We start from the raw sequence: 14,882 nt of genomic DNA on the forward strand, positions 1-14,882 counted from the left end.
AGATATGAGATGTAAGATATTAGATATGAGTTTGGATAATTAGTCTCAAATCTCATATCTAATATCTCAAATCTAGGTTATTGCATTAAGAATTTATATCCGCCGATGTTTTTAAGGGCGATGCCGGTTCCGCGTACTACCGCACGAAGCGGATCTTCGGCAACGTGAACAGGTAATTTTGTTTTAGCAGCCACACGTTTATCTAAACCTCTCAGCAAAGCACCACCACCTGTTAAATAGATACCGGTTTGGTAAATATCTGCAGAAAGTTCTGGAGGCGTAATCTCTAAAGCTTTTAAAATCGCTTCTTCAATTTTAGAGATCGATTTATCTAAACAATGTGCAATTTCGGTATAAGAAACGGTGATCTGTTTTGGAACTCCCGTCATTAAATCACGGCCCTGAACGGCAAAATCAGCTGGAGCATCCTGTAATTCAGGTAAAGCTGCACCAACTTCAATCTTGATTTTCTCAGCAGTACGGTCGCCGATCATAATATTATGCTGACGACGGATGTAGTTTACAATATCAGAGTCGAAGTTATCTCCGGCCACGCGGATCGATTGATCACAAACGATACCTGATAATGCAATAACCGCAATTTCAGTGGTACCACCACCTATATCGATAATCATGTTACCCATTGGTTCTTCTACATCAATTCCGATACCTACAGCAGCAGCCATTGGCTCGTGAATTAAATATACTTCTTTTGCACCTGCAATCTCCGCAGAGTCGCGCACAGCACGTTTTTCTACCTCAGTGATACCTGATGGAATACAAATTACCATACGTAAAGAAGGGAACATCCATCCTTTACCGCCATTAAGCATACGGATCATGCCTTTAATCATCGCTTCAGCAGCGTTGAAATCAGCAATTACCCCATCTTTTAATGGACGAACGGTTTTAATGTTATCGTGGGTTTTACCCTCCATTTGCATTGCCTGACGACCTATAGCAATGACTTTGTTTGTAGTACGATCGAAAGCAACAATAGATGGCTCATCTACAACTACTTTGTCGTTATGTATAATCAGGGTATTCGCAGTGCCTAAATCGATGGCAACTTCTTGCGTAAACCAGTTAAATAATCCCATGTATAAGGTATGTTTTCTTTATTTTGTCAAATCTATACTATTCCTAATGTAAAAATAGCTTTTTTATTGTTTTAAGTTTTATTTTCTTCAGTTATTGAATTGTTTTTAAGGCAATTAAAATGTGTGGAAAATAAAAAGGTGAAAGACCAAAGCTGAAAGACCAAAGGTAAAAGACTAAAGCGATTTGCAATGTGCTTTCAGCATTTCTTCGCTTTAAGCTTTGGTCTTTATCCTTTCAGCTTAATTAGTGTTTAAAGTGTCTTACCCCGGTAGTTACCATTGCAATACCTTTTTCGTTTGCTTTTGCAACAGAATCAGCATCTTTAATCGATCCGCCTGGTTGCAATACAGCAGTAATGCCGGCATCGGCAGCAATCTCTACACAATCAGGGAAAGGGAAAAATGCATCAGAAGCCATAGCGGCACCTTTAACGCTGAAACCGAACGAAGCAGCTTTTTCAATCGCTTGTCTTAACGCATCAACACGCGAAGTCTGTCCAACACCACTTGCAATCAGCACATCATCCTTAACCAATACGATGGTGTTCGATTTAGTATGTTTTACAATTTTATTGGCAAAGAATAAATCTTTCAGTTCTTGTTCGGTTGGTGCTTTTTCGGTAACGGTTGTCATTTGCTCCGGACCTTCGATAATTAAATCTTTATCCTGCTCAATTACACCGTTTAATAAGGTTTTAAATTGTTTTTTGCTTAATTCTACCTCATTACGCTGTAAAATAACGCGGTTTTTCTTTTTGCTGAACAATTCTACCGCTTCTGGCTGGTAAGAAGGTGCAATTAATACTTCGAAAAACAGGTTGTTAATTTCTTCTGCCGTTTCAAGGTCAACTTCTACATTGGTAATCAATACACCACCGAAAGCTGAAACCGGATCGCAGGCCAAAGCATCAATCCAGGCCTGTTTAACGGTAGGGCGTGAAGCAATTCCACAAGCATTTGTATGTTTTAAGATCGCAAAAGTCGGATCTTCGAATTCGTCGATTAAAGCAACGGCTGCATCTACATCAACCAGGTTATTGTACGAAAGCTCTTTACCGTTCAGTTTGGTAAACATGGCATCTAAATCGCCATAAAATACACCACCCTGGTGAGGGTTTTCGCCATAACGTAAAGTTTTAGCTTCTGTTACACTCTGTTTAAAAACATCAAGTGGTTCTTCCGTATTAAAATAGTTGAAAATTGCAGTATCATAGTGTGAAGAAGTATGGAAAGCTGTTTTAGCAAACGATTTACGTTGTGCCAGAGTTGTTTCGCCATTTTGTGCTTCTAACTGGGCCTGTAAAGTAGGGTAATCATTTTTAGAAGCGATAATTACCACATCGTTAAAGTTTTTCGCCGCAGCACGGATTAAAGAAATACCGCCGATATCGATTTTTTCGATAATTTCTTCTGGTGTTCCGCCTGCTTTTAAGGTTTCTTCAAAAGGGTATAAATCAACAATAACAAGGTCAATCTCAGGGATCTCATATTCAGCAATCTGCTCCTGGTCTCCGGCTAATGCCCTGCGGTTTAAAATTCCACCAAAAACTTTCGGATGTAAAGTTTTAACACGTCCGCCCAAAATAGAAGGGTAACCGGTTAAATCTTCAACTGCCGTAACCGGAAGATTTAAATCTTTAATAAATTGTTCTGTTCCACCGGTAGAAAATAACTGCACACCCTGTGCCGCTAACAATTTTACCAATGGCTCCAAACCATCTTTATAATATACTGAGATTAAAGCGTTTTTGATTTTGATTGATTGACTCATTCTACTGAAAATTTTGAGCCGCAAAGGTAGTAAAACAGGGGCATTTATTTAGGTGCCAAAATCAATAAAAATGAAATTATTTGCAGATTTTACTTCACCCTTTATTTTTTCTCTTTTGTTGCTGTTTTTAGCTTCTGATTGTGTACGTAAAATTTAGGTTACCTCTTTGTGTTTCATTGCTTTATCCGGATTTTTTTAGGTTTGGTGTTTGTTTGGAAATCTGCGTACCAATCTTCTAAAACACCTATAACCGGGAGGAGGGTTTTTCCTACATCGGTAAGTTTATATTCTACCCGGGGCGGAGATTCTGCAAAAGCTTCCCGGATAATAAGTCCGTCGCGTTCCATTTCTTTAAGCTGGGTAGTTAATGGTCCCTGACTTAAGAAATGCATTTCGCGTTTAAGCTCACCGAACCTTTTTGGGCATTTGGCCGCGATTGCCTTAATGAGCATAATTTTCCATTTGCCGCCAATCACCTTAAATACACCCGTCAACGGAGCGTCATTTAAAAATAAATCCCCATTTATAAGTGCTTCATGTTCATTATTAGTACTGTTTTGCATACCTGGTACTGTTTAGGTGACTACTTGATTACCGTTAAAGGCTTTTCTTCCTTTGAATTTTAAATATAAGAAAAGCATGAAAAAATACAGAAAATGGTTGGTGTTCCTGATTGTTTGTTCGGCCATATTTTTATCCGTTTTGGATCTGTTTATAGTAAATGTAGCGCTCCCGTCTATTAAAACAGGAATTAAAGGAACAGATGCTGATATGCAGTTGGTAATTGTGATGTATATTATAGGTTACGCTTCATTTTTAATTACCGGCGGCCGTGCAGGCGAGTATTTTGGAAAGAAAAAAGTTTTTTTAACCGGAATGCTGATCTTTACCATTGCTTCTTTATCCTGTGGTTTGGCACAATCGGCTGTTCAGTTAAATATTGCCCGTTTTATACAGGGGATTAGTGCTGCATTTATGGTACCTCAGGGTATTGCTTTTATCCCTGATTTATTTCCTGATCCAACTAAGCGGACGAAGATGCTGGGGGTTTATGGAAGTATTGCGGGTATTGCTTCCGTTGCTGGCCAGTTTCTTGGCGGGTTGATTCCTGATCTGGAAATTATTCCCCAGGGCTGGCGGCTGGTTTTTTTAATCAATGTGCCTATCGGATTAACCGCAGTAGTATTGGGTTTTAAATACCTTAAAGCATTGCCCGTAAAAACCAATGGAAAATTTGATTTTACCGGTAGTTTATTATTAGTGTTAACATTAACGACATTGATTTATCCACTTATACAAGGGAGAGAGCTGAATTGGCCTGTTTGGAGTATTTTACTTTTGTTTTTATCGGTAGTGTTGTTGCTTGTATTTATTTATTACCAACGACTGAATATAAGAATGGGAAAGAGTCCGCTAATTAGTCTTAGTCTCTTTAAAAATTTCGATTTCAGGATGGGGTTGTTGATTTCCCTGTTATATTACCTCGTTCAGGATTCTTACTTTTTAATTAATACTGTGAATTTACAAAATGGTATGGGTGTCAGTTCAGCCTGTACAGGGATGTATTTTGTTTGCCAGGGGGTAGGTTACGTCGTTGCATCTGTGTTTTTTACGCCACTGGTGGCCCGCTATGGCAAATCTGTTTCACTTACAGGGTCGCTTATTATGATTTTAGCGCTCGTTTTCCATTTGATTATATTTAATTTAAATGAGGTACCTCAACTATATATCATACTGGTGTTGTTTACATATGGAGTGGGCTGTGGCACGATTTTACCTTCTTTAATGACGTTAGCCTTAAAAAGTATCCCGGAAAAAATGATGGGTGCCTCATCAGGCATATATTTAACATTACAACAGGTCTCGGTAGCCTTTGGGGTTGCCGTTGTAGGCGGTGTTTTCTTTAATCAGCTTCAATCGCCCCTGGCAGCACCGTATCCTGTGGCATACCAATGGGCAACTTTGCTTAATATCGGGTTTCTGGTTGTAGTAAGCGTATTATTGTTCCTTGCGCCAAAAACAAAGCACACCTCATTAAGTTGAGATCAGATTACTTTTTTATCTTTTTTACAAGTGTTTCAACTATCCGCGGATAATGTTGGTGTTCGAGCTGCTGACCTTTAAACTTTACCATTTCGAGGTTATCATTTTTGTCGATCCGGTAACGGGCCTGGTAAATGTATTCGCCTTCATCGTAGTTTTCATCTACATAGTGAATGGTGATTCCGCCCTCAGTTTCACCGGCGGCCATTACCGCATGGTGCACATGATCGCCATACATGCCCTTGCCACCAAATTTAGGCAGAATTGCAGGATGGATATTTACAATGCGGCCCGGGTATGCATCGATCAGGTTTTTAGGGATTAACCAAAGGAAACCAGCCAGTACAACAAAATCGATCTCAAGATTTTTGAGCAGATCCACCACCTCATCAGTTTTATAAAATTCGTTTTTGTCGAAAATGTGGGTTGGGATTTCGAAGTTATCAGCCCTTTGCAGCACATAAGCCTCGGCATTATTAGTTAGCACCAAAGAAATTTCAATTTCGTTACTCCGTTTAAAATGCTCCATCAGTTTTTGGGCATTAGAGCCAGAACCTGATGCAAAGATGGCGATACGTTTTTTCACAAATATTTTTTTTCAAAAATAGCATTTTTTGCAGTTAATGGTAATGTTTTGTTTGATTGACTATTTATGGTTTACTAATATGTATTAGCCCCAATATTTTTCGATTTGTAATTTTAAAAGCGGGTTAAGCTCGCCGTAGCCATCAAACATATAGATAGAATTTAATAAGTCTAGTTTATAAGCTCTGGGGATTTTTGTCAAGCAACCATATTATTAGCAAAATGAATAAAGTAAATGTTGTAAATAGCGTGTAGGGCTTAGTAAAATTTAGTTTTTCTATTTTTATTGACTTGTAGATTAATAATAGAGAAAAAATAACTAACGGGATTGAAAGATAAAACATCGATGTTAATGCGGATGCCATGTCGTCACTAAAAAAAATCCAGTTATTGCTGTACCATCTTGTCCAAACTTTTGGTTTAAGATTTTTTTCTGCCAGATAATTTGTCCATACATCCTTATTTAAGAAGGTATCAATTTTAAAAGTAGTCTCGTCAACTACAAAATATCTTGCTTCATTAACCGGAGTGTAAATGGTATCTTTTTCGCCTATGATGTGATTTTTATAAAAAAACCAGCGATTTAAATTGTCGATCTGATCACCATTTTTTAGATATATCGCATTACCCGAAAAATTGTTAATTTCATTTGAGCCGGGTGTTTTTGCCGACCAGTCAGCTAATCCAATCCCGGCATATAAAGGGATAGGTATAATAAAACAGAGTAGGATAATATTAAATTTTATAATTCTGTTCCTCATTTTTTTTAGGGGATTTTACTGCCAAATTAAATTTTTTAAAATTTGTCGTTGATAATGTGGTTAAATTTAAATGCTGTTCTAAAAGGTTTGTAGCCCTTTTGTCTCTGTAATATCCAAAATGCAATTAATCCTTGCATGCCTAAACTTGCAGTAAATGATGCGTTTGAAATATCTGATTCGTTGATGCCAAATTGGTCGTATATAGTAATCTCAAATTCTGCCCGATATTTAAAATCATTTCGATGATGTAGTTTGTTAAATTGATAGTGAATATTTTTTAAAATAACATCTAATTGTTGTACCCCTCCAACTAATACCTTTAATGCAGTACTATCATTATAAGAAATCCCGAATGGAAAATTTTTTAAATCAGATCTTTTCTTCTGATTTTCCTTTAAAGAATGAATCAGGGTGAAATCATAAGTACTTATTGCCATTTTTTGTCTAAAAGCTGTGCTGATCTCTTTAATTAATAATTTGAAAGATTGTTGCGATAGCATTAAAGTACTTAATTCAATGGTATCGTTAAAATCTTTGCCGTTTCCGGTTTTAAGATGGTTTACAATTTTATCAGCAATCTTTTTATAGGTGTCGCCCCATAAGCCCATATGCAAAGTTTGTTTTAAGGCATTAAAGAGCATGGTGTCGCTTTGTGTAAGCATTGTATGGTATTGGCCAGAAATAGCTATTTTGCTTTTCATGCCATGTTCTATTGGTATATTCTCGTATTTTGGAACTTCTAAATATTGTTTTAGCTTGCCGCTTTTGGGGATTGCATTCACAGAGCTTATACTATCATCCCGTTTTCCTGTATCGCCTTCACTATGTATAAGTTGAGGCATATTAAACCTTACAGTATCACTTAATTGCCTTTCAAGATTTTTAGTAATAGTACTGTCTTGGGTGTGCTGTGATTTTAATCTTTTGAGTGTTTCTATTAATTTCTGTATTGAGGTAGGCATGCATGTTTGATGTTCAATTAAAAGTACAAAATATATCGTAGAAACGCCAAAATTTATTTGGTTATCCGGAGGACTATGTAAGCTTATTTGCCAACAGTTAGGTTGCTTTTATTTTGTTTTCTTTAGTTTCAGAAATTTGTTTTAAAAAAAATTAAAACTGTTTGTAATTTAAAAACATTAATCCTATATTTGCAACCCGAATTATAGGAAACGAATAAGAAAAATAAAAGGCTAAATAGAAATGGCAAATCATAAATCTTCATTAAAAAGAATTAGAGCAAACGCAACAAAACGTTTACGTAACAGATATCAGGCAAAAACTACACGTACTTTCATTAAAAGATTACGTGCTGCAGAAGATAAAAAAACTGCATCTGATTTATTGCCTAAAGTAATCTCTATGTTAGATCGTTTAGCTAAAAAGAGTGTTATCCACAAAAACAAAGCGGCAAACAATAAATCGAAATTAACGAAATTCGTTAGCGGTTTAAAATAAGCCAATTTTTTTACGATATTAGCAAAGGCATCCCAACCAAAAGTTGGGATGCCTTTTTTTTGTCGAAAAAATGAAACCATACGAACAGAAATTAGGGGTAAAATTATGGGCTGAAGAAGATCGCCCGCGTGAAAAACTTTTACTGCATGGCAGAAGGCATTTAACTGATGCCGAACTTATTGCAATTTTAATTGGCTCAGGAAGTAAAACTGAAACAGTGGTAGATCTGAGCAAAAGGATTCTGGCTTTTTACGATAATAACCTCACCCGGCTTGGCAAAGCATCCATTCAGGATCTTTCCAGGTTTAAAGGCATTGGCGAGGCAAAAGCCCTAACCATTATGGCTGCACTCGAACTTGGCCTGCGACGAAAAGAAACCGCTGAAGAAGAGGTTACCCAGATTACCACCTCCGGCGATGTTTACAGGTACATGCACCATACCTTTGCCAACCTCAACCACGAAGAATTCTGGATACTGTTGCTCAACAGGTCTAACCGCATTATTGGGAAATTTCTGATCAGTAAAGGAGGGCAGGCGGGTACAATAGCCGATCCGAAAATTATTTTTAAAACCGCCTTAGAAAACAATGCGGCAAATATCGTACTAACCCATAACCATCCTTCAGGAAGTTTAAAACCCAGTGAAAGTGACGACAAACTAACTAAAGATATGGTTGCTTCAGGCAATTTGCTTACCCTCTTCGTGGTAGATCACGTTATTTTCGCCAATAACCGCTACTACAGTTATAAGGACGAAGATTTAATTTAAAAGATATTTCATTGTTAAAATACAATTAACCTTAATTTAGTATTATCGCAGCTTAAATTTATAATCTTCCGGAGAGTGCCGGAAATAAAAAAGCATAAGTATAATATGAATAGTTTAAAAATCATCCCTGTTTTTCTTTTATTAACCGTTTTTGCTTTTGCTCAAAAAGCAGCTGTACCCATTAACATTATTACTTATAATATCCGTTTAAATGTAGCTTCCGATGGCGTTAATGCCTGGCCGAACCGAAAAGATAATGTAAAGGCGCTGGTTAAATTTCATGATGCCGATATTCTTTGTGTGCAGGAAGCTTTGCCTGAGCAGTTTGATGCGCTGCTCGAAAATTCTAATTTCGATGTAGTGGGCGTTGGCCGTGATGATGGCAAAAGAAAAGGCGAATTTTCTGCCGTATATTTTGATAAAGACCGTTTCACTAAAAAAGATGGCGGAACTTTTTGGCTGTCGCAAACACCTGACGTGCCTTCCAAAGGATGGGATGCCGCTTTAAACCGGGTTTGTAGCTGGGTTAAACTGTACGACAAATTGAACAAGAAAGAATTTATCGTTTTTAATACGCATTATGATCATATTGGCGTTCAGGCAAGGATTGAATCGGCTAAATTGCTGAAACAGAAAATCCAGCAAATCGCACCAACATTGCCTGTTATTTTTACCGGCGATTTAAATGTAACGCCTGAAACAGAAGCCATCGCAACCATTAAATCTTTTCTAACCGATGCAAAAGAGGTTTCTGTAGAAGCACCTTACGGCCCGGCAGGTACTTTTAACGGTTTTCATTTCGATAGCGACCTGAAAGACCGTATTGACTATATTTTTGTGAACAAAAGTTTTAGAGTGCAAAAGTTTGCCGTTTTAACAGATAGTAAAGATAAAAGGTATTATTCTGACCACTTACCTGTATTTTGCCGTTTATTCTTTAAATAAATGCTGTTAAAATCTGCATCACCATTTCCTTTTCAATTCGAACTTTTCGGAGAACAATATCATTATCACTATATTTTCGAAACACTGGCATTTATTGTTGGTGTAAGGCTGTATTACTATTATAAAAAGGGAATTGCAGATCCGATTTCTGATGAAAACAGGCTTTGGATAATGTTGGGGGCAATGGTTGGTGCATTAATCGGCTCGCGGCTAATAGCTGTACTCGAAACCCCCGAAGTAATCCATCACCTTACTTTTTCAATCCTCTATCAAAGTAAAACTATTATTGGCGGATTACTTGGCGGCCTGTTTGGTGTAGAATTAATCAAAAGAATAATCGGAGTTAATATAGCATCCGGAGATATTTATGTAATCCCGATTTTGGTGGCACTGATTATTGGCCGCATCGGTTGCTTTTCAATGGGAATTGATGAGCCAACTTATGGTGTGCCTACTCGCTTTTTTACGGGCATGGATCTGGGTGATGGCATCCTTCGGCATCCCATTATGCTTTATGAAATAATTTACCTCCTCCTTTTAATCCTTCTTTTTAACAGTTTAAAACACAAAGCACTCATCAATGGCGACCGCTTTAAATTATTGATGGTATTGTATTTTCTGTTCCGTTTTTTAATCGAATTTTTAAAACCTTACCATTCATTATTTTTAAATTTAAGCAGCATTCATTGGTCGGCATTGTTTATTTTTATCTATTATTATAAATTCATCATCAGGATTTTTAAAAAGATAGCTACTAAACAATAAACGCCATGGCCAATACCAGAGATTATATTTATTACGATTATACCAAAAGTCTTTGCCCCGAATGTTTACAGCTTTGCGATGCGAAAATTGTTTTTCAGGACGCCAAAGTGTTCATGCTGAAAAACTGCAGAACGCATGGCGATAGTAAAGTAATGATTGCTGATGATGTAGATTATTATAAACAGATCCGGAATTATAACAAACAGTCGGAAATGCCGCTTAGGTTTAATACCAAAGTGCATTACGGCTGTCCTTACGATTGTGGTTTATGTACCGACCACGAGCAGCATTCTTGTTTAACCGTAATTGAAGTTACTGATCGTTGTAACCTGGCCTGCCCAACCTGTTACGCCATGTCATCTCCAAGTTATGGCCGGCATAGAACTTTGGCAGAAATAGAGCGGATGATGGATGTGGTGGTGGCCAACGAGGGCGAACCCGATGTGGTTCAGCTTTCAGGTGGGGAACCGACGGTACATCCTGAATTTTTTAAGATTTTAGACCTCGCCAAAACAAAGCCGATTAAACACCTGATGGTAAATACAAATGGGATCAGGATAGCGAAAGACATCAAATTTGTGGAGAAACTGGCCGGATATATGCCCGATTTTGAAATTTACCTGCAGTTTGATAGTTTCAGTCCTGAAGTGTTAACTAAATTACGTGGCGAAGACCTGACCGAAGTAAGAAGAAAAGCTATCGATCATTTAAATCAATTCAATGTATCTACTACTTTGGTGGTTACCTTGCAAAATGGCTTAAACGACCATGAAATTGGCGATATTCTGGATTATGCACTAAAACAGAAATGTGTTCGAGGTGTAACCTTTCAGCCCACACAGGTTGCCGGGCGAAATGATGATTATAACGATCAGCAGGGAAGGATTACCCTGACCGAGGTGCGAAGAAAAATTTATGAGCAATGCCCAACCTTTACCCCGCAGGATTTAATTCCTGTGCCCTGTAATCCTGATGCGCTGTGCATGGCTTATGCCTTAAAAATTGGTGATGAGGTAATCCCGATGACACATTTGATCAATCCTGAAGATTTACTGAACAATTCGAAAAACACCATCGTTTTCGAACATGATGAAAAATTAAAAGAACACATGCTCAACTTGTTTAGTACAGGTGTTTCTGTTGACTGTGCCGAAGATACCTTTGGCGAACTGATGTGCTGCCTGCCGAGGGTAAAATCCGACAATTTAAGCTACGATAATTTATTCCGGATCATCATCATGAACTTTATGGATCCGCTGGATTTTGATGTGCGTGCGGTTAAAAAATCATGTGTGCACATCGTGAGCGATAAATATAAAATGGTGCCTTTCGAAACCATGAATATTTTTTACCGCGACAATAAAATAGATCTGATCAGGGAAAAATTAAATATGAATTAATATGGGTGGCTTATTCGGCTTATTTGTAATTTATTGTCTTACCGCAGTCGTGCTTTTTGTGGTGGGGATTATTCAGGTTATCATTAAATCATCAAGAAATGAACCTGTAAAACCCGGACTAAAATTAATTATCATTTCGGTAATTATGGTGGTAATCGGTTTTGGTGCCTGCGCCGTACTGCTTGCCAACAGTTAATCATCAGTTTAAACTAATGGAACTTTTTATCGTATATTGGGCAGTAGCCGTGTTGCTATTTATAGTGGGGATCATTCAGATGATCATCAAAGCAGCAAAAAATAAGCCCGTAAAGTCAGGACTAAAATTGGTTATTGCCTCTGTAATTATGCTGGTAATAGGAGCAGGGGCATGTGCCGTAATTCTATCCAATTTAAATATTAGCCATTAGTCATTTTTATTGTGAAGATAGTGGGTTTAACTTTCTCCTTTGGGCTTTAAATAATATCTTTGCGTTTTATAATTCTTGAACTAAGGTTTTAGCGCTCGCATGCCTCAAATCTCATGTCTAGGATCTCAAATCTCAATAAATGAAAATATCATATAACTGGTTAAAACAATTCGTACAGATAGATAAGACACCTCAGGAGCTTTCATTAATCCTTACCAATGTAGGTTTGGAGGTTGAAAGTGTAGAAAAGGTACAGCCTGTAGTGGGCGGCCTTGAGGGTTTGGTTATTGGCGAAGTATTAACCTGTGTTCAACATCCCAATGCCGATCGTTTGCGCATTACCACGGTTAACGTTGGCGGTAAAGAAAATCTGCAGATTGTTTGTGGTGCGCCAAATGTAGGTGCCGGCCAAAAAGTAGTGGTGGCAACCGTAGGCACAACCGTTTATCCTTTAGAGGGCGAACCTTTTAAAATCAAGGAATCGAAAATCAGGGGAGAACTTTCGCAGGGTATGATTTGCGCTGAAGATGAAATCGGTTTGGGTAAATCGCACGATGGAATCATGATCCTTGCCGAAGATACCGAAGTAGGAATCCGTGCTAAAGACCATTTCAAAATGGACGACGATTTTGTTTTCGAAATCGGATTAACGCCAAACCGCGCTGATGCTGCTTCACATTTAGGTGTGGCCAGAGATTTGGCTGCTTATTTCAGAAGTGAATACGAAATGCCTGATCTTTCTGCTTTCAAAACTGATAACGAAAATCTGGTTATTCCGGTTGAGGTTGAAGATTTAGCAACTTGCCCGCGTTATAGCAGCGTAACCATTTCTGGTGTTACCGTACAAGAATCGCCAGACTGGTTAAAAGATAAACTAAAGGTAATCGGTTTACGTCCGATCAATAACGTGGTTGATATTACCAATTATGTGCTTCATGGTTTAGGTCAGCCATTACATGCTTTCGATGCCGGTAAAATTACCGGTGGTAAAGTAATTGTAAAAAAAGTGGCAGAAGGTACGCCTTTTGTAACTTTGGATGATGTAGAGCGCAAACTCAGTGCAGATGATTTAATGATCTGTAATGCCGAAGCGCCAATGTGTATCGCTGGTGTGTTCGGTGGAAAATCTTCGGGTGTTGATACCAATACCAAAAATATTTTCCTGGAAAGTGCTTATTTCAATTCTGTTTCGGTTCGTAAAACTTCTAAAAGGCATGGTTTAAAAACCGATGCTTCTTTCCGTTTCGAGCGTGGTACCGATCCTGAAATTACGGTAACAGCTTTAAAATATGCAGCTTTATTGATTAAAGAACTGGCTGGCGGCGAAATTTCTTCGTCAGTTTCTGATATCTACCCAACACATATTAAACCATTTGAATTTGAGGTAAGTTACACCAACATCAATAAATTAATCGGTGCAAATATTCCCTCGGCCGAAATTAAACACATTATTACTGCTTTGGGTATTTCGGCAACCAATACTTCTGATGATACTTTGGCCTTAAGGGTACCGTCGTTTAAAGTGGATGTTACCCGCGAGTGTGATATTACAGAAGAGGTTTTGCGTATTTACGGCTATAATAACATTGAAATTCCTGCCAAGGTAAACGCATCACTTTCTTATAGCATTAAGCCTGAGAAAGAAAATACGCATAACGTAATTGCCGATATGCTTACTTCTAACGGTTATGCTGAAATTATGTGTAATTCGTTAACTAAATCTGCTTACTCGAAAAATTTAGATGAGGCGGTATTTATTTTGAATCCGCTAAGCAGCGATTTAAATGTAATGCGTCAGAATTTACTGATGCCGGCTTTAGAAAGTGTTGCTTATAACCAGAACCGTAAAAATGGCGATGTAAAGTTTTATGAATTTGGTAAGACCTATCATTTAATTAATGAGCAATATGTAGAACGTTCGAGACTGTTATTGTTAATTTCAGGCGCTAAACAAAGCGAACAATGGAACCATAATTCAAAATCAGCTACTTTTTACAACTTAAAATCTGCGGTTGATGCGATTATCTCACGCTTGGGTATTGCAAGTTATCAATCGGATGTGCTAAATGATGAAAACTTTGCTTACGGCATCAAATATTTCCGTGGCGATAAAACATTGGTAAGTTTTGGAGCAGTTTCAAAAGCCGACCGTAAGGTAGCTGATGTAAATGCACAAGTATTTTACGCTGATTTCGATTGGGCTGCCTTATTGGATATTGTTAAGAAAAACAAAATTGTTAACAAAGAAATTTCTAAATATCCTGCAGTGCGTCGCGACCTTTCTTTATTGATCGATCAGGCCGTAACTTTTGAGACCTTAAAAGGCATTGCTTTTAAAACAGATAAAAAACTGATTAAAGAAGTGGGTGTTTTTGATGTGTATGTGGGTGATAAACTGCCGGAAGGTAAAAAATCTTATGCACTGAATTTTATTTTGCAGGATGAGGAGCAAACCTTAACCGATAAGCAGATAGACAATACCATGCAGAAGCTGATTGCGAATTTAACCGCACAAGCTGGGGCAGAAATTAGGAAATAAAATATAAATTCGTATTTTTAGAAATAAATTCATGACTTCTGTTGCAGATCAATTAGATAAAGTATTACAAAAAACGGCTCAGGTAATTGAGTTATGTAATGCGCTACAGGAAGAAAATGATTTATTAAAGCTTGAAAATCAATCGTTAAAAGTCGCACTCGATACCGCAAAGGGCAAAAATGTAGAACTTGATGAAAAACTCAGGGTTACAAAATTGGCCAAAAGTATAGAGGGAACAAGCGAGAAATCGCTTGACATTAAACAAAAAATTAACGATTTTGTGCGGGAGATTGATAGAAGTATCGCGTTGTTAAAGAAATAATGATGCGAAAAAATCAG

At 37.7% G+C, this 14,882-nt stretch carries 16 protein-coding genes; 10 read left to right on the top strand and 6 right to left on the bottom strand.

Annotation, left to right across the window (positions count from 1 at the left end; genetic code table 11):
* Positions 1–77: 77 nt before the first annotated feature.
* The 3 genes from ABD769_RS02830 to ABD769_RS02840 all read right to left on the bottom strand — a co-directional run bounded on the left by ABD769_RS02830 (position 78) and on the right by ABD769_RS02840 (position 3,434).
* On the bottom strand, positions 78–1,100 hold the full coding sequence (locus ABD769_RS02830) for a rod shape-determining protein (protein WP_010601761.1): 1,023 nt from the start codon (positions 1,098–1,100) through the stop codon (positions 78–80).
* 244 nt (positions 1,101–1,344) lie between these two features.
* Positions 1,345–2,871 carry a bifunctional phosphoribosylaminoimidazolecarboxamide formyltransferase/IMP cyclohydrolase gene (gene purH, locus ABD769_RS02835; RefSeq protein WP_344849225.1) on the bottom strand — a complete coding sequence of 509 codons (1,527 nt, stop codon included), beginning with the start codon at positions 2,869–2,871 and terminating at the stop codon, positions 1,345–1,347.
* Between the two features lie 173 nt (positions 2,872–3,044).
* A complete protein-coding gene (locus ABD769_RS02840; RefSeq protein ID WP_344849227.1) occupies positions 3,045–3,434 on the bottom strand; it encodes a winged helix-turn-helix transcriptional regulator in 390 nt (129 codons plus the stop codon).
* Between the two features lie 76 nt (positions 3,435–3,510).
* On the opposite strand from ABD769_RS02840, the gene ABD769_RS02845 reads away from it, so the two are divergent.
* The gene (locus tag ABD769_RS02845) at positions 3,511–4,914 is read left to right on the top strand and encodes an MFS transporter (protein ID WP_344849229.1); all 1,404 of its coding nucleotides are present in this window, start codon (positions 3,511–3,513) and stop codon (positions 4,912–4,914) included.
* Between the two features lie 7 nt (positions 4,915–4,921).
* On the opposite strand, the gene purN is transcribed toward ABD769_RS02845, so the two are convergent.
* The 3 genes from purN to ABD769_RS02860 all read right to left on the bottom strand — a co-directional run bounded on the left by purN (position 4,922) and on the right by ABD769_RS02860 (position 7,222).
* Positions 4,922–5,500 carry a phosphoribosylglycinamide formyltransferase gene (purN, locus tag ABD769_RS02850; RefSeq protein WP_344849231.1) on the bottom strand — a complete coding sequence of 193 codons (579 nt, stop codon included), beginning with the start codon at positions 5,498–5,500 and terminating at the stop codon, positions 4,922–4,924.
* A gap of 175 nt (positions 5,501–5,675) precedes the next feature.
* A complete protein-coding gene (locus ABD769_RS02855) occupies positions 5,676–6,260 on the bottom strand; it encodes a hypothetical protein (RefSeq protein WP_344849233.1) in 585 nt (194 codons plus the stop codon).
* Positions 6,261–6,295: 35 nt separating this feature from the next.
* Positions 6,296–7,222: a DUF3289 family protein gene (locus ABD769_RS02860; RefSeq protein ID WP_344849235.1), complete on the bottom strand. Its 927-nt coding sequence runs from the start codon at positions 7,220–7,222 to the stop codon at positions 6,296–6,298.
* 241 nt (positions 7,223–7,463) lie between these two features.
* Here ABD769_RS02860 and rpsT point away from each other — a divergent pair, with 241 nt between their 5' ends.
* From rpsT to ABD769_RS02905, 9 genes are all read left to right on the top strand, one after another.
* Positions 7,464–7,718, top strand: a complete 255-nt coding sequence (gene rpsT, locus ABD769_RS02865; RefSeq protein ID WP_344849237.1) for a 30S ribosomal protein S20 — start codon at positions 7,464–7,466, stop codon at positions 7,716–7,718.
* A 70-nt stretch (positions 7,719–7,788) separates the two neighbouring features.
* On the top strand, positions 7,789–8,487 hold the full coding sequence (radC, locus tag ABD769_RS02870) for a RadC family protein (RefSeq protein ID WP_344849239.1): 699 nt from the start codon (positions 7,789–7,791) through the stop codon (positions 8,485–8,487).
* A 105-nt stretch (positions 8,488–8,592) separates the two neighbouring features.
* Positions 8,593–9,432, top strand: a complete 840-nt coding sequence (locus tag ABD769_RS02875; RefSeq protein ID WP_344849241.1) for an endonuclease/exonuclease/phosphatase family protein — start codon at positions 8,593–8,595, stop codon at positions 9,430–9,432.
* Positions 9,433–10,197 (top strand): prolipoprotein diacylglyceryl transferase family protein, encoded by a 765-nt coding sequence (locus ABD769_RS02880; protein ID WP_344849243.1) that lies wholly within the window; start codon positions 9,433–9,435, stop codon positions 10,195–10,197.
* A 5-nt stretch (positions 10,198–10,202) separates the two neighbouring features.
* Positions 10,203–11,597 carry a radical SAM protein gene (locus ABD769_RS02885; RefSeq protein ID WP_344849245.1) on the top strand — a complete coding sequence of 465 codons (1,395 nt, stop codon included), beginning with the start codon at positions 10,203–10,205 and terminating at the stop codon, positions 11,595–11,597.
* Between the two features lies 1 nt (position 11,598).
* Positions 11,599–11,793, top strand: coding sequence for a hypothetical protein (locus tag ABD769_RS02890; RefSeq protein WP_344849249.1), 195 nt, complete (start codon positions 11,599–11,601; stop codon positions 11,791–11,793).
* A gap of 16 nt (positions 11,794–11,809) precedes the next feature.
* Positions 11,810–12,004 carry a hypothetical protein gene (locus tag ABD769_RS02895; RefSeq protein WP_344849252.1) on the top strand — a complete coding sequence of 65 codons (195 nt, stop codon included), beginning with the start codon at positions 11,810–11,812 and terminating at the stop codon, positions 12,002–12,004.
* A gap of 139 nt (positions 12,005–12,143) precedes the next feature.
* Positions 12,144–14,543: a phenylalanine--tRNA ligase subunit beta gene (pheT, locus tag ABD769_RS02900; RefSeq protein ID WP_344849254.1), complete on the top strand. Its 2,400-nt coding sequence runs from the start codon at positions 12,144–12,146 to the stop codon at positions 14,541–14,543.
* A gap of 31 nt (positions 14,544–14,574) precedes the next feature.
* A complete protein-coding gene (locus ABD769_RS02905) occupies positions 14,575–14,865 on the top strand; it encodes a hypothetical protein (RefSeq protein WP_344849256.1) in 291 nt (96 codons plus the stop codon).
* Positions 14,866–14,882 lie beyond the last annotated feature (17 nt).

This window comes from Pedobacter jeongneungensis, from assembly GCF_039538295.1.
GTDB lineage: Bacteria > Bacteroidota > Bacteroidia > Sphingobacteriales > Sphingobacteriaceae > Pedobacter > Pedobacter jeongneungensis.